Annotated in this window: 18 protein-coding genes and 1 pseudogene; 14 read left to right on the top strand and 5 right to left on the bottom strand. The window is 70.2% G+C overall.

The window, feature by feature from the left end:
• Positions 1–265: 265 nt before the first annotated feature.
• Positions 266–415 (bottom strand): annotated as a pseudogene (locus PV679_RS23145) (aldehyde dehydrogenase family protein); the annotation flags it as partial.
• Between the two features lie 234 nt (positions 416–649).
• On the opposite strand from PV679_RS23145, the gene PV679_RS23140 reads away from it, so the two are divergent.
• Entirely contained in the window at positions 650–1,342 is a 693-nt protein-coding gene (locus PV679_RS23140; RefSeq protein WP_319682277.1) for an RraA family protein, read from the top strand.
• A 2-nt stretch (positions 1,343–1,344) separates the two neighbouring features.
• The gene (locus PV679_RS23135) at positions 1,345–1,512 is read left to right on the top strand and encodes a hypothetical protein (protein WP_319682276.1); all 168 of its coding nucleotides are present in this window, start codon (positions 1,345–1,347) and stop codon (positions 1,510–1,512) included.
• A gap of 9 nt (positions 1,513–1,521) precedes the next feature.
• Here PV679_RS23135 and PV679_RS23130 read toward each other — a convergent pair whose 3' ends face one another.
• Positions 1,522–4,347, bottom strand: a complete 2,826-nt coding sequence (locus PV679_RS23130; RefSeq protein ID WP_319682275.1) for an AfsR/SARP family transcriptional regulator — start codon at positions 4,345–4,347, stop codon at positions 1,522–1,524.
• A 250-nt stretch (positions 4,348–4,597) separates the two neighbouring features.
• Here PV679_RS23130 and PV679_RS23125 point away from each other — a divergent pair, with 250 nt between their 5' ends.
• The 4 genes from PV679_RS23125 (at position 4,598) to PV679_RS23110 (ending at position 9,036) form a co-directional block, all read left to right on the top strand.
• Entirely contained in the window at positions 4,598–5,338 is a 741-nt protein-coding gene (locus PV679_RS23125) for a class I SAM-dependent methyltransferase (protein ID WP_319682274.1), read from the top strand.
• A 146-nt stretch (positions 5,339–5,484) separates the two neighbouring features.
• Entirely contained in the window at positions 5,485–6,552 is a 1,068-nt protein-coding gene (locus PV679_RS23120; RefSeq protein ID WP_319682273.1) for a pyridoxal-phosphate dependent enzyme, read from the top strand.
• On the top strand, positions 6,549–7,826 hold the full coding sequence (locus tag PV679_RS23115; protein WP_319682272.1) for an ATP-grasp domain-containing protein: 1,278 nt from the start codon (positions 6,549–6,551) through the stop codon (positions 7,824–7,826). The genes PV679_RS23120 and PV679_RS23115 overlap by 4 nt, the downstream gene beginning before the upstream one ends.
• The gene (locus PV679_RS23110) at positions 7,816–9,036 is read left to right on the top strand and encodes an MFS transporter (RefSeq protein WP_319682271.1); all 1,221 of its coding nucleotides are present in this window, start codon (positions 7,816–7,818) and stop codon (positions 9,034–9,036) included. The genes PV679_RS23115 and PV679_RS23110 overlap by 11 nt, the downstream gene beginning before the upstream one ends.
• 114 nt (positions 9,037–9,150) lie before the next feature.
• On the opposite strand, the gene PV679_RS23105 is transcribed toward PV679_RS23110, so the two are convergent.
• Entirely contained in the window at positions 9,151–9,819 is a 669-nt protein-coding gene (locus tag PV679_RS23105; protein WP_416069777.1) for a sigma-70 family RNA polymerase sigma factor, read from the bottom strand.
• Positions 9,820–9,955: 136 nt separating this feature from the next.
• The gene (locus PV679_RS23100; RefSeq protein WP_319682270.1) at positions 9,956–10,642 is read right to left on the bottom strand and encodes a hypothetical protein; all 687 of its coding nucleotides are present in this window, start codon (positions 10,640–10,642) and stop codon (positions 9,956–9,958) included.
• A 232-nt stretch (positions 10,643–10,874) separates the two neighbouring features.
• Here PV679_RS23100 and PV679_RS23095 point away from each other — a divergent pair, with 232 nt between their 5' ends.
• From PV679_RS23095 to PV679_RS23065, 7 genes are all read left to right on the top strand, one after another.
• Entirely contained in the window at positions 10,875–11,849 is a 975-nt protein-coding gene (locus tag PV679_RS23095) for a ferric reductase-like transmembrane domain-containing protein (protein ID WP_319682269.1), read from the top strand.
• Between the two features lie 194 nt (positions 11,850–12,043).
• On the top strand, positions 12,044–13,342 hold the full coding sequence (locus tag PV679_RS23090) for an alpha/beta fold hydrolase (protein ID WP_319682268.1): 1,299 nt from the start codon (positions 12,044–12,046) through the stop codon (positions 13,340–13,342).
• Positions 13,343–13,570: 228 nt separating this feature from the next.
• Complete coding sequence (locus PV679_RS23085; protein WP_319682267.1) at positions 13,571–13,828, top strand: DUF5133 domain-containing protein; 258 nt, start codon at positions 13,571–13,573, stop codon at positions 13,826–13,828.
• Between the two features lie 296 nt (positions 13,829–14,124).
• A complete protein-coding gene (locus tag PV679_RS23080; protein ID WP_319682266.1) occupies positions 14,125–15,093 on the top strand; it encodes an NADPH:quinone oxidoreductase family protein in 969 nt (322 codons plus the stop codon).
• Complete coding sequence (locus tag PV679_RS23075) at positions 15,090–16,277, top strand: acyl-CoA dehydrogenase family protein (protein WP_319682265.1); 1,188 nt, start codon at positions 15,090–15,092, stop codon at positions 16,275–16,277. Before PV679_RS23080 ends, PV679_RS23075 begins: the two co-directional genes overlap by 4 nt.
• Positions 16,256–17,395: an acyl-CoA dehydrogenase family protein gene (locus PV679_RS23070; RefSeq protein WP_319682264.1), complete on the top strand. Its 1,140-nt coding sequence runs from the start codon at positions 16,256–16,258 to the stop codon at positions 17,393–17,395. The genes PV679_RS23075 and PV679_RS23070 overlap by 22 nt, the downstream gene beginning before the upstream one ends.
• Before the next feature lie 246 nt (positions 17,396–17,641).
• Positions 17,642–17,836, top strand: a complete 195-nt coding sequence (locus tag PV679_RS23065; RefSeq protein ID WP_319682263.1) for a hypothetical protein — start codon at positions 17,642–17,644, stop codon at positions 17,834–17,836.
• Positions 17,837–17,914: 78 nt separating this feature from the next.
• Here the strand turns inward: PV679_RS23065 and PV679_RS23060 are convergent, their stop codons facing one another.
• Positions 17,915–19,123 (bottom strand): sialidase family protein, encoded by a 1,209-nt coding sequence (locus tag PV679_RS23060; protein WP_319682262.1) that lies wholly within the window; start codon positions 19,121–19,123, stop codon positions 17,915–17,917.
• 253 nt (positions 19,124–19,376) lie between these two features.
• Here PV679_RS23060 and PV679_RS23055 point away from each other — a divergent pair, with 253 nt between their 5' ends.
• Complete coding sequence (locus PV679_RS23055; RefSeq protein ID WP_319682261.1) at positions 19,377–19,973, top strand: DNA starvation/stationary phase protection protein; 597 nt, start codon at positions 19,377–19,379, stop codon at positions 19,971–19,973.
• The last annotated feature ends 159 nt before the right edge of the window (positions 19,974–20,132 follow it).

The following is a 20,132-nucleotide window of genomic DNA, read 5'->3' as shown; positions in this document are numbered from 1 at the left end:
GATCGTTCGCGTACTGGATGTACTGGGACGACTCCGACAACGCGGCGAGCGTGCGTGCCAGGCGTCGCGAGCCAGGCGGGACTTTCGAAACACGCCCTAAGAGCTGGGTGGGGGCCTTGGCCGCTCGGGGGAGCCCAGGCCCCCACCCGTACCGTCACCTGCTTCCCGGCGTCACATGCCGATCGTCTTGTGTTCGAGGTACGTGCTGAGGCCGACAGGGCCGAATTCCCGGCCGATGCCGCTGGCTTTGTAGCCACCGAAGGCCGACGACCTCTTCGTAACGGCTGCGGGGAGCGAGCAGCCTGGTGTGGGCGGCGCACGACTCGCCGTTGTTGCCGAAGGCGAGGAAGGGAACCGCCGCCGCGACCTGCTCCAGGTCGGCGTCGTCGAGAATGATCGAGGCGGACTTGCCACCTGATGTACGAGGAAGCCAATGAGTGCGTCCTGTTCAGCCGCCGATCACGGTCGTATCGGCGAGCGGGCGAGGTGTTCGTCATGGTTGACTAACCAGGTTGTCAAGCGACGTGCCTCGGTCATGCCGCACGCCTTCGGCTGTTCCGCCGGCGTGGCCGCACCGGTCCGATCGCCGTGAGGATCTCGGCGCCGCCCATCGCGTCCGGCGCTGACGTACCGAGCCAGGGAGACCGCCGTGCTGAAGAGCTTCGCCGACCTTTCCACACCGCTGGTGGCCGATGCCTGCGTCCGCGCCGAGGTGCCGCTGCGAGCCGCACCACACGGCATCGGCGCGGTCGTCGGCGGACACCGGATCGCCGGGCGTGTGCTGCCGGTACGTCACTACGGCAGTGTGGACGTATTCCTGGAGGCGTTCGGCCGGGCCGAGCCGGGCGATGTACTGGTCATCGACAACGGCGGGCGACAGGACGAGGCGTGCGTCGGCGACCTCGCGGTACTGGAGGCGCGGGCGACGGGACTGGCGGGCCTGGTGGTCTGGGGGCTGCACCGGGACACACCGGAGCTGGCGGAGATCGGCCTGCCGGTGTTCAGCTACGGCAGTTACCCGCCCGGCCCGGTTCGGCTCGACGAACGAGAGCCGGAGGCACTGGACTCGGCGCGGTTCGGGCCGCACCTGGTGAGCGCGGACGACATCGTTTTCGGCGACGAGGACGGCGTGTTGTTCGTGGCCGCGCAGCGCGCCGAAGAGGTGCTGGCGACGGCACACCGGATCCGGGAGACCGAGCGCGAACAGGCCCGCCGGATCAGGGCTGGTGAGACACTGCGCCGGCAGACTGCCTTCGACGACTATCTGGCGCGGCGCGCGGCCGATCCGGCGTACACCTTCCGGCGGCATCTCCGGCGGATCGGCGGGGCCATCGAGGAGTAGACATGGTCCGGCGTGCGACATCGTCAGTGGGCGACCCGTCCGATCCCGGCGCGGTGTCGAGGATTCTCACCACCGTGGAGGAACGGCTCGGTCCCATGGGCGTCATGGTGCGCGACGCGGCCACGGCGAGACCTCTGACGATCCGAGATCCCGTACCGGGCCGTGACTGACCTGGCGCCTCAGACTTCCGGAGCGAGCTCCATCCGCTCCTTGAGGCGTTGTGCCGCCGCCGTACGACGCTGGTCCTCATACAGGGACAGGGCCTCCCGCCAGGCGTCGCGGGCCTCTGCGGACCGGCCCATGGCGTGGTACGTCTCACCGAGGTTGGCGAGGGTGTCGGCCTCGTCGTGGGCGTTGCCGAGGCCCCGGACGAGGTTCATGGCCTGCTGGTAGTGGTCCAGTGCGTCGGTGTATCGGCCCGTGTGGTGGGCGATGTAGCCGAGGCTGTCCAGAGTTGACGCCTCGTCACCGGGCCGTCCGTCCTTGCGGAAGAGCGCGAGGGCCTGCTCGCAGTGGGAAAGCGCCTCCGGATAGCGGCCGAGCTGGGCATGCATCCAGCCCACCGCGTTGAGCTGATTGGCCTGCCACACGGGGTTGTCCAGCGTCTGGTACAGGCGCAGCGCCTGGATGGCGTGGTGGAGGGCGCGCTCGTCGTCGCCGCACTGTTCCCAGGCCCAGCCGAGTGTGCGGTAGACATGCGCCTGGCCCGCGATGTCATCGGTCTGCTCGGAGAGGCTGAGCGCGAGGTTCAGATGGTCGAGGGCCTCGGTGTGCTCTCCCTTCTGCGTGCGGGCGTGTCCCAGCCGCCAGTGGGCGAGGGCTCTGGGCGCCGGAGAGTCTCCGTGCCGCTCGGCGGCGGTGAGGGCGGTGCGCCAGACGGTGAAGTAGTCCTGGAGGTGGTGGCCGCCCACATGGTAGGAGACCAGTGTCCAGGCCAGTCGCCACACCTGGGCGTACTGGCCCTGCGCCAGAGCGAGGCCCTGGGCCGCCAGCAGGCAGGGACGCTCCGCGTCGAACCACTCCAGAGCGTCGGCCGTGTCCGCGGGCCGGAGCGGGGAGCAGCCCGGGGCCGGCGGCAGCAGCTCGGGCTGGAACGGGCTGTGCGGACCGTCGAGCAACTCGTTGGCGGCGAAGGCGGTGTGCAGATAGAAGTCGATCAGCCGGGTCAGCGCGGCGGCGGCGTCCTCCTCACGGTCGCCGAGTTCGGCGGCGAACAGCCGGATGAGATCGTGCATGCGATAGCGGCCAGGACGGAGTTGCTGAATCAGATGGGCGGCTTCCAGCTCGCCGAGCGGCACCCGCGCGCGGGCCGGAGTGAGTCCGGCCAGGCTCGCGACGGCGGCCAGGCTGATGTCGGGACCCGCCACCAGCCCCAGCAGAGCGAACAGGCGCTGTGCCCGGGGCGTGAGGGCACGGTGAGAGGTGGAGAAGACCGCGCGCAGATTCACGGTCACATCGCCGACGTCCAGTACGTCGAGGCGACTGGTGGCTTCGCGCAGTTCGTCGGCCAGTACGGCGAGTGGGAAGCCGGGGTGGGTGGCGGCCCGGGCCGCCACCACGCCCAGGGCGAGCGGGAGGCCCGCGCAGTGCTCCAACAGCGCGCTGACGGCGTCGGGTTCGGCGGCGATCCGGTGCGTACCGAGGCGGCGGTCGAACAGCTCGCGCGCCTCGTCCGCGTGGAAGACATCGAGGGTGAGAGGTTCGGCACCATGGGTGGTGACCAAGGAGGTGAGGCGGTCGCGGCTGGTGATCAGTACCGTGCATGAGGGGCTGCCCGGCAGCAGTGGGCGGACCTGATCGGCGTCGCGGGCGTCATCCAGCACGACCACCATGCGCTTGTCCGCGAGCAGGCTGCGGTAGAGCCCGGACTGTGCCTGCGGATCCATCGGGACGGCGTCGGGGTCGACTCCCAGCGCGTCGAGGAATCCGCGCAGAGCGACCGAGGTGGGCAAGGGCTCCGAGGACGGATCGAAGCCGCGCAGGTTCACATAGAGCTGGCCGTCGGGGAATCGTGCCACGTTCTCATGCGCCCACCGCAGCGCCAGCCAGCTCTTGCCGACTCCGCCGATCCCGCCTATCGCCGAGATCACCACGGCGACGCTCCGCCCGCTCCGCTGGGCGTCCAGGGCGTCGGTGAGCTGTTCGAGCTCCTGGCTCCGGCCGGTGAACACCGGTGGCGACGAGGGAAGTTGGCGCGGCACCGCCGTCGCTGCCGGCCCCGGTGCGGATCCGGTGCCGGCGGAGACGGCCAGGGCCGCGTCGGCGGTGAGGATCTGCTGGTGCAACCGCTGCAGCACCACGCCGGGGTCGGTGCCCAACTCCTCGGACAGGCGTACGCGCATCTGGTGGTAGTGGTGCAGAGCGTCGGTCGGCCGCCCGCTGCGGTACAGCGCGAGCATGAGCTGGTTGGCCAGGCGCTCGTCGAGCGGATGCGTCTCGGCGCGTGCGGAGAGTTCGGCCAGCAGTGTGGTGTGGCGGCCGAGTCGCAGTCCGGTGTCGCTCAGGTCCAGTTCGGCCGCGAACTTCTCCTGGCAGAGCGTCTCCCGCAAGGCGTTGAAGTACGGGGTGTCCGGGGTGTGCAGAGCTTCGCCCTGCCACAGTCCGAGGGCCTGCTCGAACAGGGCCGCGGCTCGCTCGCCGTCGTCGGTCGTCCGGGCCTGCTCGACCAGGCGCCGGAAGCGGTGCAGGTCCACGGCGGACGCGTCGACCTCAACGACATAGCCGCCGGACTGCCGTGTGATACGTACCTCTTCCTGGGCGCACGCCAGGGCCTGGCGCAGCCGGGACAGATAGCTGTAGAGCGTCCCGGGAGCCCGCTGGGGCGACCGGTCTCCCCATACGCGGTGGAGGAGCTGGGCGACCGGCACCACTCTGTTGGCATCGACCAGCAGAGCCCCGAGCACCCACCGCTGCCGCGCGTGACCCAGCTCCACCGGTCGGCCGTCAACGCGCGCCTCGACGCCGCCGAGCAAGCTGAACTCCACCGCCATTCCGACTCCCCCCATGTGAAGAGCCCAGTGTTCAGGCAGCCGGTCCGATCAGCCAATTCAAGATTTGGCCAAGGTTTTTTTCATAGTCGGCCAAACGCGCTCGCCGGGCCCGGCCAGGACGCTCGGCCCGCCGCGGTTTCCGGTCGGCGGGAACTGTGGCCCGGTGCCGTCCGACTACTGAGGCGAAGGCCGGACGGAGCTCATGCTCCGGACGTCAACTTGGCGTGGATCAGGGGTCGTTGAGGCTCCGAGGGAGGCTGTGGCCGTGAAGTGGTACGAGGACGAATCCCTCTGGTCCGACTTCGCTCCCACGATGTTCTCCGCCGACCGTGGTGAGGCGGTCGCCGATCTGGTGGCGTCTTCTCCGCTGCTGGACTTTCCGCCGGGCTCCCGGGTGCTCGACCTGTGCTGCGGGCCCGGTCTCTTCCTCGTTCCGCTGGCACGACGCGGATACGACGTCACCGGGGTCGATCTCAGTCCCGCCATGCTCGACCGTGCGCGGACCGCGTGTGCGCGGGCCGGGGCCGATGTGCGGCTGGTCAGGGCGGACATGGCCTCGTATGCCGAGCCGCACTTCTTCGACGTGGTGCTCAACGTGTTCACCTCGTTCGGTTACTTCGACGAGCCGGACGACAACCTCCAGGTGCTGCGCAACGCGTACGAGAGCCTCGCGCCGGGTGGGCGGCTCCTGGTGGATGTGATGGGCAAGGAGGTCCTGGCCGGCTGGATCGGACGTCCGCAGGTGGTGGAGCTGCCCGACGGTTCGTATGTCGTCCAGCGCGACACCGTGCTCGACGGCTGGCGCCGGCTGAGGACCGACTGGACGCTGGTGCGCGACGCGACCGCGCGTACGGCCTCCCTCACCTCCTTCCTCTACAGCGGAGCCGAACTGCACGATCTCTTCGTGGCTGCCGGGTTCACCGGCGTCGAGTGCTTCGGAGGCTTCGACGGCACCGCGTACGACCAGAACTCCCGGCGCCTGATCGTCCGGGGAAGCAAGAAGTGAACGTGGTGCGGCACGCCTGCCGCGGCCCGCCGGGCTTTCGCGCGTGGATCACCGACATCGGCACCCGCAGCCCAGGAGGATCCGTACGTCATGCCGCCGCACCACGAATACACCAGCCGGCCTCGCACGAGGCGAGGTGCCGTGCGATGACCGCCCCGTCCACTCCGACCATGGCCGCCGCACCTGTCCACGAGCACATCACCGACGCGATGAAGGCGCCCGATCTTGTCCGGCTCGGCGCCGGCGTGGTGTTCGCGCGCTTCGAGACGATGAAGGTCTACGCGGCGCTCGGCGCCGTCCGTACGCTTCTGCGGCGCGGCAGCATCGTGCCGGGCCAGACACTCGTCGACAGTTCCAGCGGCATCTACGCCCTGGCCCTCGCGATGGCCTGCCACCGCTACGGGCTGCGCTGTCACATCGTGGCCTCCACCACCGTCGACGCGGTGATGCGAGCGCAACTGGAAGTCCTGGGCGCGACGGTCGACCAGATGCCTCCGTCGCAGAGCCTCCGGCTCGACCAGGAACGGCGCGTGCGCCACATACACGAACTGCTGGCCCGCCGGCCGGACTACCACTGGATGCGGCAGTACCACGACGCGGTGCACTACGCGGGATACCGCGAGTTCGCCGACCTGGTCACCGCGGCACTGCCCGGCGCCGCCGCTCTCACCGTCGTCGGCGCCGTGGGCACCGGCGCGTCCACCGGAGGCTTGGCGCGGGCGCTGCGGGGCGCGGGACGGGAGGTGCGCCTCGTCGGTATCCAGCCGTTCGGCAGTGTGACCTTCGGCAGCGAACGCTTCAGCGATCCGGACGCGATCATCGCCGGTATCGGGAGCTCCATTCCTTTCGGGAACGTCCGGCACGCTCTCTACGACACCCTGCACTGGGTGGACTTCCGCCATGCCATGGCCGGTGCGGTCGGCCTCCTGCGGGAGCACGCCGTCTTCGCCGGACTCTCCGCCGGAGCCGCGCATCTGGTCGCCTCCTGGGAAGCGGCCCACGATCCCGGACGGCTGCATCTCGTCATCGGCGCCGACACCGGACACCGTTATACGGAACGGGTCTTCGCCCGGCACCGCGAGGCCCTCGACCGCCGCGCTCTGCGACCGCGCCGCATCCGGACACTGGACGAACTCTCGCCACCGTGGTCGGTGATGGATTGGGCACGCCGCTCCCATCCGATGCCCGGCACAACGGAAACGGAGCCGTCGTGACCATCGCCGCGCTGGAATCGCTCTCCTTCGGACTCGCCCGGACGGCGGCCGCCGCCACCGCCGCCGGGCACCGGCTGTATCTGCTCACCCGCGACCGGTCCGTGTACCGGCATGAGCTCGCCACACTGCCGGACGGCGCTCTCTCCGTGGTCGACGTCGACACCTTCGACGAGGCAGCGACCCGGAGTGCGCTGGCGGCCCTGCCCGATCTCGCCGGTCTCATCAACACCACGGACACCTGGAGTGTGCCGGCCGCCGATCTCGCGGCCGAGTTCGGACTGCCGGGTCCCGATCCCGCGACGGTACGGCTGCTGCGCGACAAGTCCCGGGTGCGTGATCTTCTGCATGGCCAGGGCCTGAGCAGAAGTGGCGCGGTGCGGCTGCCACCGGACCCGGAGGACGCGACCGCCGCGGTGCTTCGCGGGACCGGTCTGCCGGCCGTCCTCAAGGATTCCGCCGGCACCTCCTCCCGCGATGTCTGGGTGGTCAGGGACAAGGACACACTGCGCGCCGCACTCCTGGCGGCCGCTCAACAGACGCTCGCCGGAGAGCTGTTCGCGGAGCCGTTCCTGGCCGGACCGCTCTACAGCGCGGAGACACTGAGCTGGGCCGGCGACACCCGGCTGCTCGGTGTGCTCAGCCGGCAGACCTCACGTGAACCGCTCGTGCGTGAGGAGGCCGCGGCGTTCCCGGTCGCCGTGCCGCACGGTGAGCTGACCGCGATCGAGGACTGGGTCGGCCGTGTGCTGTACACGGCAGGTCATCACAGCGGCTTCGCCCATGTGGAGTTCATCCTCACCGCCGAAGGCCCGGAACTGGTGGAGATCAACCGCAGGATCGGCGGAGCGCTGGTCGGAGAGGCACTCTGCCGCTCTCTGCGTACGAATGTGTACGAGGCGATGATCAGCGTCGCGCTCGGGCACCGTCCCGGGCTCATGGGCGGGCCGCTCGGCCATACGGGTCCCGCCAGCGGATTCGTCCTTGTCTACGCGGAGCGGCGGGGCGTCCTGGCGGGCTGGCGCGGGCTCGATGAACTGGCGGGCTATCCGGGCGAGGTGCGCTGGTACCCGACAAAGGCGCCCGGAGACGCCGTACAGCACGTGGACGACCAGCGCGGCTGCACCGGGATGGTCCTGGCGGAGGCGGCCACGGCGGAGCTGGCTCTGCACCGGGCACTGAGCGCCGCCGGGAGTGTGTGTCCCGTCCTCGCCACCGGCGCCGCCACGGCCGACGGTCCTGTGCCCGAAGGCCCAGTGGCCGACGGTGAACCGTGAGCCACGGGCGGGCCGGGGACGGCCGACCGGTCCGCGGGCGTTCCTGCTGGCGGCCTCCTTCCTGATCACCCTGGGCAGCTTCGCCGTGCTGCCGTACATGTCGGTGCTGCTGCACGACCGGCTCGGGCTCGGTCTCGGCACGGTCGGCGTCGTGCTCGCGGTCGCGTCGCTGGTGCAGTTCTCCGGCGGCGTGGTGGGAGCCGCGCTGGCACGGCGGATCGGGCTGCGGGGCACGATGCTGGTGGCGCTGGCCGTACGCACCGCCGGGTTCGGCGCGTTCGTGCCCGGCCTCGGCAGTCCGGTGGTCGCGGTCGGCGCCCTATTACTGGTCTCGTGCGGCGCGGCTCTGTATCTGCCCGCGAACAAGGCGTATCTCGTGGAAGGGGCCCGGGAGGCGGAGCGGCCGCGGCTGCTGTCCATGAGCGGTGCGGCGTTCAACGCGGGCATCGCGCTCGGACCACCGGCGGCGGCGCCGTTCGTATTGAGCTCGCCGGGTGTCCTGTTCGCCGTGGTGACCGCGCTGTTCGCCGCCGTCGGATTCGGGCACGCCGCGCTGCCCCGTACGGACGGCCCCGGCGGTGTGCCGTCCGGCTCCCGGGCGTCGGCGGGACGTCCCGACGGCGCGCTGCTGCCCTTCGCGGTGACCGTCGTCAGTGTGTACGCGTTCATGTTCTTCCAGCACTATCTGGCCCTGTACGCCGTCCCGCGCACCTCCGCGTCGTTCTACGGCGTCGTGCTGATGGCCTACGCGGGCCTCATCGTGATCGCGCAGCCGCTGCTTTCGCGCTGGATCGCCGGACTCACCTATGAGAGTGCGACGCGGGTGGGTTTCTCGGCGATGGCGGCCGGGACCGCGGCCATCGCCTGGGGCGGGCGTACGGGGATCGGCGCGGGCGCGGCGCTGATCTGCCTCGGCGAGATCGTCCTCTTCCTGAAGAACGATCTGGAGGCGCTGGCCAGGTCGTCCGCCGCGCCGGCCGTGGTGTTCGGACGCCAGCGGCTGGCGGCGGGCATCGGCGCGTTCGCCAGTGGTGTGGTCGGAGGGCAGCTTTACGGGATGGCTGAAGAGGCGGGCAGGACGGAGGCGTTCTGGCTGGCGGTGTCGCTTCAGTGTGTTGTGCTGCCGCTGTCGCTGACCTCGGCCGTGCGTCGCGGTTGTGCCGGTGTCATGGCGCGGCGCACCCGATCCGCACGGTCGTCGTCCTCCTGATCCGCCGCGGTGCCCGGTGCGCGCCGTTGGCGACGACGGCGCGCACCGGTGTTCCGGAGGACGCTCAGGAAAAGACTGGCCGCTCGGCGTGCGCCCGCCGCGAAGCGGCCGTGGTCAGGCGGTGGGGCCGGTCATCGGACGGAGCGCCTCGTCCGCCCGCCACACCGAGGTGAGGTCGCGTCTCGCCCGTGCGACGCGAGAGCGGACCGTACCGACAGGACAGTCCGCGGCGACCGCCGCCTCCGCGTACGACAGTCCCAGTATCTGCGTCAGCACAAAGGCCTGCCGCCGTGGCCCGTCCATCGTGCCGAGGACATCGAACACCGCCACGGCTTCGTCAAAACCAGGCACATGACGTGGCTGGGCGCGTTCAGCCGCCGTCTGCCAGTCCGCGGTGTCGGCGAGCCGGGGCCGGGCCGCGGCGCCGCGGTATCGGTCGATCACAACGCAACGCGCGATCGACAGCAGCCATGTGCGGGCGCAGGACCGGCCGGCGAACCTCGCCAGACTGGTCAGCGCCCGCAGATAGGTTTCCTGCGCCAAGTCGTCGGCTCCGGGAACATCGGCGCTGAGATGGGCGACAAACCGTCGTACGTCGTCGTACGTGGCCCGTACGAAACGCTCGGCGGCCTCCTGGTCACCGCGTCCCGCGGCCATCGCCCACGCGGTGATCTGCCGGTCGCGGAGGGCTGATCCGGCGTCGCGCCGCCCGGCGCGGTATCCGGATCCGGCATGGCCCGCGCCGGTCGCCCGTGCTGTCGTGGTGGTCGGTGGAGAAAACATCACGCAAGGTCCTTCGCTCCTCGCGGAGCCGTACCGGGACACGGCGCGGCTCCCGCAGTGGACCGGTCCGCCGCGACGCGCCGGCGACCGGCATGACTGTGCGGACCCTCCGGCCGGTGAACGGTCGGGCGAAGGGTCAGCCGGGGAGCGGGCCAAGAGGTGGTCCACGCCGGGAGATGCCATGGAGCACCACAAGACGGCTCGGACGTCGGGACGGTCGGCGCGGCGCACGGCTCAGTGGCCGTGGCAGGTGATGTCCGGTCCTGGACAGCAAGGACCAGGCCAGTCGCAACGGCGCGCGGACGAACAAGGCCAGCGAGCGCCCGAGTTGGCGGATCGCCGCCTCGCCTCGCCACAGCCACCAGCCGCACAGCAGCCCGGCCACCACATGCGCCGCGGCCATGCCGGAGGTCAGCGCGGGAACGTCAGGGACCATCAGCGATGCTGGCAGACCGGCCAGATCCATGGACGCCTCGCCCGCGCTCCCATGATGCGAGTGAACCGGCCCGGCCGTCGAACGGCCCTTTCCGGAGGGGCCGTTCGCGCCCGGCACACCGTGCGGGGACAGACAGGGATGCAGCCGGCTGAACAGGCCGTGCATCACCACCTGACCGGCCGCGCTCACGCCCGCGACAAGAAGCACACCGCGCTCCCTCGCGGCCAGCCACCAGCCGACGCCGCTCATCGCGACGAAGGCCGGAGCGAGGGCCGGCAGCGGCAGCGGCGTACCGGACTGGAGCGCGTGACCGAGGCCGGACACCACAACACACACGGCCGCGAAGACCACGGCACGTGTGAGGCGGAATAAGGCCCCGGCTCTCATGGCCGTCATCGTGTCACCCGTGACGGAGCACCGGAAAAGAGCCGGCGATCCGGATACGTCGCTGGTTCGACCGCTATAGGCCGACACTCACATTGTGTGATCCATGTCACATGAAAGAGCCGGGAACTTTTCCCGTGCGTCACCCGACTCCTCGGGTGACGCACCTGTTCAACCGCCCACGACACAGGGCAACGCGACCCGACCCGCCGACGCCATCGAAGAGGCCGCAGAGATGAAGCAGCCACCCGCGCCCGCCGCACCCGAGCCGGACAGTCGGCCCTCGAACACCACGAGCCGGCAGCCCGGCCGGATCACACTCCGATCGGACCTCAGAGCGTCCATCCCCGACGGCCTGACCGCCCTCGTCGTGACCGCCGCCGTGTTCGCCCTGCTCTATGCCCGTATCAAGGCGAAGACCTCGTCCACCGTGACCGTCATGCCGTTCATGGCCGACGCCGGTGGCTTCTGGATGTACTTCCTGAGCCAGGCGTTCGGCTGGGCGGCGCTGCTGTGGGCCTGGACCACCGTCATCCTCGGGCTGCTGCTCTCGGGACCGCGCCCGCGACGGCTGCCGCTGTCCGGCCAGAGCCTGGAGCGACTCCACCGCACCACGAGTCTCAACACGATCGCTCTGATCGCCGCACACGCACTGCTGTTCGCGGCCGAGCTGGTGCGACATGACACCTCGCGCTGGTACTCCCGGCTGTACACCGCCTTTGTCGAGGCGTTCGTACCGGGCGGCTACACCTCAGGGACCGGCCAGATCGCCATACCCGTCGGCCAGGCCGCGCTCTATCTGGCCGTCCCGCTCGGCCTGCTCTTCTACGTCAGACACCGGATCGGCCCCAGGACATGGCGTGTGCTGCACCGATTCGTCATCGTCGTGTACGTCCTGAGCGTGTGGCACACCCTCCTGTACGGGACGAACGTCTGGTACGACGGCTGGTTCCGCACCACCGTGTGGCTGCTTCAACTTCCCATCGCGGCGCTCCTGCTGATACGGCTGTTGCGTCCCGCGCGGCGCTCCGAACGGCTGTCCCGGCCGGGCGCCGGCGCCGGCTCGAAGAGCGGCTGGACACTGCGTCTCGGCGGCCGCCTCGCCGCGGCGGCCGTGCTCGCGGGGCTCCTCGCTGTCGTCATCAGCGGCAACGACGGCGGACGCACCGTACCTCCCGAGGACACCTCGTCCAGCCACCACCAGGACTGAGCACGACGGCATCGACAGACGTCGCGGCGGTCCGTCTGCGCGTGCCGGCGCGAACAGCGTCAGCGGCCTCGCGCCGGCTCCGGATGCACGGACAACCGGGCGCCGCTCAGCCCTCCGCGCGAACGGCGGACCGCCATGTGCTGAACTGTTCAGCGTGACTGCCCCGGCGGGGGCGACCGAGAACAGGAGCACCTTTGACCAGCTATCGCCAGCCCGGCGTCGTCCTCACCGACCACCGCTTCACGGTCCCGCTGGATCACGGTGAGCCGTCGGGGGAGCGGATCGAGCTGTACGCCCGCGAGGTCGTCGACGGCGCGAAGGCCGACGCGGATCTGCCCTGGCTGGTGTATCTGGAAGGCGGGCCCGGCTTCGGCGCGCGCCGGTTCGTCGGCCGACAGGCCTGGCTCGGCCGCGCACTCCAGGAGTTCCGGGTGCTCCTACTCGATCAGCGCGGCACCGGACTCTCCACTCCCGCCAACCGCCAGACCCTCCCGCTGCGCGGCGGTCCGCGCCAACAGGCGGAATACCTGGCGCACTTCCGCGCCGACTCCATTGTCCGCGACTGCGAGGCCATCCGGCCGCAGCTCACCGGCGGCGCTCCCTGGACCGTGCTCGGCCAGAGCTTCGGCGGCTTCTGCGCCACCCGCTATCTCTCCACCGCACCGGAGGGCCTGCGTACGGTACTGATCACCGGCGGTCTGCCCTCCCTGGACGCCACGGCCGACGAGGTCTACCGCGCGGCCTATCCCAGGATCGCTCGCAAGGTCGAGGCACACTACGCCCGCTATCCGCAGGACATCGGCCGGGCCCGCCGAATCGCCGAGCATCTCGCCGAACACAGCACCGTCCTTCCCACCGGATACACCCTCACGCCCGAGGCATTCCAGTCCCTCGGCAGTATGCTCGGCGCCGGGGACGGCAGCCATCAGCTCCACTATCTGCTGGAGAACGCCTTTGTCCGTACGGCGGGAGGCCGGGCCCTTTCGGACGCCTTCCAGGAGGGCGTGGCATCGGCCCTCTCGTACGCGGGCCATCCGCTCTACGCCGTTCTCCATGAGGCGATCTATGCGCAGGACAACCGGTCCACCTCCTGGGCCGCCGAGCGGGTCCGCGCCGAGTTCGCCCGGTTCGACGCGGACAAGACCCTGGCGGGAGAGGGGCCGCTGTACTTCACCGGCGAAAGCGTCCATCCCTGGCACTTCGACAGCGACCCGGCGCTGCGTCCGCTGCGCGAGACCGCCGAGATACTCGCCGCCCGTACCGACTGGCCCCAGCTCTACGACGCCGGCCGGCTGGCCGCCAACGAGGTACCGGTCGCCGCCGCCGTCTACCACGACGACATGTATGTCGACACCGAGCACTCCCTGCGTACGGCGCGGGCCATCCGGGGGCTGCGCACCTGGGTGACCGACGAGTACGAGCACGACGGGGTACGGGCGGGCGGACCGCGGGTCCTGGACCGGCTGCTGGCGCTCGCGAGAGACGAGCTGTGACACCCGGCCCGCGCGTCCACGGGCACCGCGGGCGCATGTCCGGGAACTGACCGCCGAGGTCTCCGGCCGCCGGGCTTCTGGAGTGCGGATGCGGCGCGCCGGTGGGAGAATTGGCTACAGGGGACTGGTGTCCCGCTGTGCGCGCCGGTCCTCGCCGCACCGCCTTCGTGAGCCAGGCGTACCGGGTCCTCGGCGAACGGGCGGACTCCGATGCTGGGAGTGGTGCACATGCTGCTACCGGACAGACATCTGGTCGCCGATCTGCTGGGTCGTTACCGGGAGTGGGAGCGGCTGGTCCTCGCGGATCCACTCGACGAGACCACGCGCAGGCGGTTCGAGGACGTGGCGTACACGCTGTGTGTGCTGATGGGCCAGCGGACCGCACGCGAGGCGATCCTCAAGGCGGAGGCGTACCTTCGCCGGACGAGACCTGTCCCGATCTTCCAGGACGGTACGGAGAGTGTCGGGCCCGGAGCCCACGACTGATCGGAGCGTGACCACGGTCGGGCCGCGACACGGACAACCGCGGCTCGCGGCGGATGCCGGGCCGCGGTGTTTTCCGCGCGGACCGATGCCGCGTACACAGCACGACGCCACCGCTTTGTATGTCCTGGGACCGTTTCCCAGGACATACAAGGCGGTGGCGCTGTTCGTGTCCGGCGCGGGCCCGGCCGCCGGAGGCGGCGTCTTCTCGGAGTCGTCTCCGGAAGTGTTCCACGTGGACAAGCGACCGCTTAGTATGCGGGAGACCGCGGTAGTGGCCCACAGGTGGAGGCTCCGAAATGCAGGCATGGCGAGTGCACCGGAACGGCGAGCCGAGCGAGGTGATGCGGCTCGAATCGGTGGAGCGGCCGGAGCCCGGCGAGGGACAGATCCGGCTGCTGGTCCGTGCCGCGAACATCAACTTTCCCGACGCCCTGCTCTGCCGCGGCCAGTACCAGGTGCGGCCGCCGCTGCCGTTCACACCCGGCGTGGAGATCTGCGGAGAGACAGCGGACGGGCGCCGGGTCATCGCGACGCCCGCGCTGCCGAACGGCGGTCTCGCCGAGTACGTCGTCGCCGACGCGGCGGCGGTCCTGCCCGCGCCCGAGTCGCTGGACGACGCCGAGGCGGCCGCTCTGCACATCGGCTATCAGACGGGCTGGTTCGGTCTGCACCGGCGAGCGGGCCTGCGGGCGGGCGAGACCCTGCTCGTGCACGCGGCGGCCGGCGGGGTCGGCAGCGCCGCCGTACAGCTCGGCAAGGCGGCCGGAGCCACCGTCATTGGTGTCGTCGGAGGACCGGCGAAAGCCCGAGTCGCCCGGGAACTGGGCTGTGACATGGTCGTCGACCGCCGCACGGACGACCTTGTCGCGGCCGTGAAGGAGGCCACCGGAGGCCGGGGCGCGGATGTTGTCTACGACCCGGTGGGCGGCGACGCCTACACCAAGTCCGCCAAGTGTGTGGCCTTCGAGGGCCGCATCGTGGTCGTGGGCTTCGCGAGCGGCACCGTGCCCTGCCCGGCGCTCAACCACGCGCTGGTGAAGAACTACTCGGTCATGGGCCTCCACTGGGGCCTCTACACCACCAAGGACCCGGCCGCCGTCGCGCGCTGCCACCAGGAACTGACCGCACTCGCGGCCCGTGGCGCGATCAAACCGCTCATCAGCGAACGCGTGCCGATGAAGGGCGGGGCGGACGCGGTCCAGCGGGTCGCCGACGGCGTCACGACCGGCCGTGTGGTTGTCCTTCCGCAGGGAGACGACCGATGACCGACGCCGCCGAACTGCACTCTCTGACTGGGAAGTTGCTGGCCGCTCACCCGCCGGCCGACACGGACCGCGGCGACTTCCTCAAGGCGCGTTTCGACGCCGGACTGGCCTGGGTGCACTATCCGGCCGGGCTCGGCGGACTCGACGCGCCGCGTTCCCTCCAGGCCGTGGTGGACGCCGAGTTGGCGGCGGCCGGGGCGCCCGACAACGACCCGCGGCGCATCGGCATCGGCCTCGGCATGGCCGCGCCGACCATCCTGCGCTTCGGTACGCGGGAACAGAAGGAACGCTTTCTGCGGCCTCTGTGGGTCGGCGAGGAGGTGTGGTGCCAGCTCTTCAGCGAACCGGGCGCCGGATCCGACCTGGCGGCGCTCGCCACCCGCGCGGTGCGCGACGACGCCTCCGGCGACTGGATCGTCAACGGACAGAAGGTCTGGACATCCAGCGCGCATCTCGCCCGCTGGGCCATCCTCATCGCCCGCACCGACCCCGACCTGCCCAAACACCGTGGTATCAGCTACTTCCTCTGCGACATGACCGACCCGGGCGTCGAGGTACGTCCGCTGCGCCAGATCACCGGCGAGGCCGAGTTCAACGAGGTGTTCCTCACCGATGTGCGTATCCCGGACACGCACCGGCTCGGCGAGGTCGGCGAGGGCTGGAAGGTCGCTCAGACCACTCTGATGAACGAACGGGTCTCCATCGGCGGAGCCCGGCTTCCGCGCGAGGGCGGCATGATCGGCCCGATCGCCCGGACCTGGCGTGAGCGGCCCGAGTTGCGCACCCACGATCTCCATCAGCGGCTGCTCACACTCTGGGTGGAGGCCGAGGTGGCCCGCCTGACCGGTGAGCGGCTGCGTCAGCGGCTCGTCGCGGGTGAGCCGGGTCCCGAGGGCAGCGGTCTGAAACTCGCCTTCGCCCGGCTCAACCAGGAGATCAGCGGTCTGGAGGTGGAACTCCTCGCCGACGAGGGGCTGTTGTACTCCGACTGGACCATGCGCCGGCCCGAGCTGGTCGACTTCACCGGCCGCGACGCCGGCTACCGCTATCTGCGCTCGAAGGGCAACTCCATCGAGGGCGGTACGAGCGAGGTGCTGCTGAACATCGTCGCCGAGCGCGTCCTGGGACTGCCCGCCGAACCGCGCAACGACAAGGACGTCGCATGGAAGGACCTGGCCCGGTGAAGACGCGGACACCACATCCCGGCGCCGCCGCCGATCTGCTCTACTCCGACACCGAGGAGCTGCTGCGGTCGGCCGTACGGTCCCTGCTCAGCGACCGCGGCGGTGTATCGGCGGCGCTCGTCCGCGCTGAGTCGGGCGATCCGTACGACCCTGGACTGTGGACGTCGCTCACCGCCGATATCGGCGCGGCCGGTCTGCTGGTCCCGGAAATCCTGGGCGGCCAGGGCGCCGGCCATCGCGAGGCCGCCGTCGTGCTGGAGGAGTTGGGACGGAACGTCACGCCCGCGCCCTGTCTGACCAGCTCGGTGATGGCGACCGAGACGCTGCTCGCCTGCGACACCGAGAGCACGGATGTCGCCGGGCTGCTCACCGCGCTCGCCAACGGTCATCGGGTCGCCGTACTGGCCCTGCCACTCACCACCGCTCCACACGCACCACTGCCCGTCGGTGTGACAACGGGCGCCACCGTCAGCGGTGTCGCCGACGCCGAGCGCGCCGATGTCCTGCTCGTACTCAGGGACGACGGGCTGTACGCCGTCGAGACGGCGGCCCACGGGGTCGCCGTCGAGCCGCTCACCTCGCTCGATCTGACCCGTCCGCTCGCGGCCGTCACCGTCGGCGCGGGCGCCGGAGTCCGCATCGCCGAAGGGCCCACGGCGGAAACCGCCGTACGGCGCGGGCTGCTGGCCGGGGCCGGGCTGCTCGCCTCCGAACAACTCGGTATCGCCGAGTGGTGCCTGGAGGAGACCGTCAGGCACACCCGCGAGCGGCATCAGTTCAACCGTCCCATCGGCTCGTTCCAGGCACTCAAACACCGGATGGCGCAGCTATGGCTGGAGGTTGTCTCGGCCCGCGCCGCTGCCCGTAACGCGGCCGACGCGCTCGCCACCGGCAGCCCCGAGGCGCCGCTCGCCGTGGCCGTCGCGCAGGCCTACTGCGGACGGGTGGCCGTACACGCGGCCGAGGAGTGCGTCCAGTTGCACGGCGGGATCGGAATGACCTGGGAGCATCCCGCCCATCTCTTTCTCAAGCGCGCCAAGTCCGATGAGATCGCACTCGGTTCACCGGGCCGGCACAAGGAGGCACTGGCGGAACTGGCCGCGCTGCCGGAGCCGTAGGGCCTTTTTTGAGAAGTGGCGCCGTCCGGCTGGTCCATGAAGACCGGCCGGACGGTGTGCTTTCGGCCTCTTGATTCGGACGGTCTTGCGGTGCTCGAACGCTTCCCGGTGTGACCGCCGTCCACAACTGGGGCCGCCGCCGACAACCACCCGTACGGGGGCCACGCCAGTCGGCCGTACGGACCTTCTCCTCCGCCACACTGGCCGCCGAATGCCGCGATTCCAGTGCGGCGGAGGAGGTTGTCCATGGCTATTTCGATCTCACTGGTACTGCTTATGGTGGTCCTCGCGGTGATCTTCATGCGCACGGGCGGGCTGAAGTTCTCGCATGCCACGGTCTGCGTACTGCTCGGGTTCTTTCTCGCGGGCACCAGCATGGCGCCGACCATCGCGAACGGCATCTCCACCACGGCCGGGGTGGTCAGCGGCCTCAACCCGTGAACCTGGCAGGGCTTTTGGCGTGTTGCGAAAGTGGCACCGTCCGCCCGGAGGACCGGGGCGGGACTTTCGCAACACGCCTCAGAGGGATCCGAGGAAGGGCGGCGGCAGGAGGGTGAACCGGATCGTCTCGTGGTAGGAGGACGATCCGGTCTCGTACAGCAGACCGGTCACGCTCGCGCGGATCCGCACCAGGTCCGAGTAACCGGCCGGGTCCTCCGACGCCGTCCACAGCGGACGCCATGACAATCCGCCGTCGTCGCTCGCGCGTACCTGCATACGGATCCGCCGGGTCCGGTCCGCGGGACCGGAGTACAGCAGCCTCCCGGTCAACGACGGACCGGGCACCCACATCACGCTGCCCTGCACCACCGGACCCGCGATCCCCGGTTGCGCGCGGAACGGCACGGACAGCGTCGCGCCGCCGTCGGAGCTGTAGGCGTCCGCGCGGCTTCCCCGAGGACGGCTGCTGTGCTCCCGGGTGTTGATGTAGACCCTGCCGTCCGGCAGCTCCGCCAAGGTGCTTTCGTTGAGCTCCAGCGGCCCGGCGGAAGAATCAGTCACATAGCCGACGCGCCAGGTGAGCCCGCCGTCGTCGCTGTAGATCGAGTGTGCTCCGATCTTGCCGGACCTGGCCAGGCTGTGGTTCGCCGGCACCAGCAGTCTGCCGGGGTGCGGTCCTCGCCGCAGGGCCACCGCGTGGCCGGGTCCGACCGCGTACCAGCGCCATTCAGGTGTCTTGACCGAGCCGGTGATGTCCCGCTGCTCCGACCAGCTACTGCCGCCGTCGGTGCTGCGCTGCACATACACCCGGCGCACCGAGCCGGGCACGGCTCCGTTTCTCACCTGGCGCTCCGTCGCTGTGCCGATCGTCCCGCAGGTGACCAGCACCACGTCTCCGCTGCGCGGATCGATCACCGGCACCGGGTTGCCCACGGTGTCGGGCCCGGCGTCGGCGACGACTTGGAGCGGCTGCCAGGTGCAGCCCCGGTCCAGGGAACGCCGCAGCACCAGGTCGATGTCTCCGTCGTCCGCGGCCGAGTTTCGCCGCCCCTCGGCGAAGGCCAGCAGCGCGCCGTCCGGCACCTGGAGCGCGGCCGGCACCCGGAACGTGTGATATCCGCCGTCGCCGGAGCGGTACGGCACGGAGGACCGGCAGGACAGCGGTCCCGCGTGCGCCACCGGCTCCGAAACCTGAGATGTCATTAGCGCGATCGCCGTGACCAGCAGCGACAGCGGCGTCCGGCGGCTCAGCCACCGGCTGATCCCGGCGCCACACGACCTTGTCATGTCCGTCGTCTCCTCAAGAGAAGCGGTCCGCGTATGTCCGGGTGGAACGTATCCACTCCCGGGGCCGTCCGAGGCCAACGCCACGCGGCGCGGGCCGCCCTCTCACTTCGGCCCGAGTCACCCGGATGCGGCTTCTCCCGACAGGCCGGAAGCGGACCGTCTCAGTAGCATGAAACGGGAGTTCAGGTGCCGCGGGCACGACCAGGTGTTGTGCCATGATTCCGCCGCGGAAGCGGTTCCGGAGAGTAAAGCGATGAGTGAGAACAGAGGAACGAAGCAGAAGCCGAAGTCTCAGCAGAGCAGCCAGCCCTGGCTTCACCAGAAGAGCGGCGTCATCCAGGAGTTCGGCACCGTCAAGCAATTTCCGCTCGGGCTGTCGCACGACGCGCGGATGTACTCCTGCCAGCGTCTGGGCCGTGTTCTGGCCGACACGCAAATGCTCTACGCCCTGTACAAGAAGCACCACTGGCTGATGCGGGGCGCGACTTTCTACCAGCTCCATCTCCTGCTCGACAAGCACGCGAGTGAGCAGCTCGAACTGGTCGACGCCCTCGCCGAACGCATGCAGACACTGGGTGGTGTGGCCGTCGGAGATCCGCGGCACGCCGCGGAGATCACCTCTGTGCCCCGGCCTCCGGACGGTGTCGAGGAAGTGCCGGCCATGCTGTCCCGCCTTCTTGAGGCCCACGAGATCATCCTCATCGAAGCGCATGACGTCGCGGCGCGCACGGAGGAACTCGGCGACGACGGCACCAATGACCTCCTTGTCTCCGAGGTGATTCGCACCGGCGAGCTCCAGTGCTGGTTCCTGGCCGAGCACCTCGTGGACACACCACTCGTACGGGTCTGAGTCCGACCGGTGTGTACGGCGCGGAGTCCCGTTCCGCAGTCGTTCCGGGCCGAAGGCGCGGTAGGTACGGTCCACCGCGGACGGGCCTCACCGGCACCTCGGTCGAAGCGATTTTGCATCGTTGAAAATTGTGGGTGCGCGACCGTTGTTATGTGTTTG

The organism is Streptomyces sp. AK02-01A (assembly GCF_033795305.1).
GTDB lineage: Bacteria > Actinomycetota > Actinomycetes > Streptomycetales > Streptomycetaceae > Streptomyces.
This window is presented reverse-complemented; position numbering and strand designations above follow the sequence as displayed.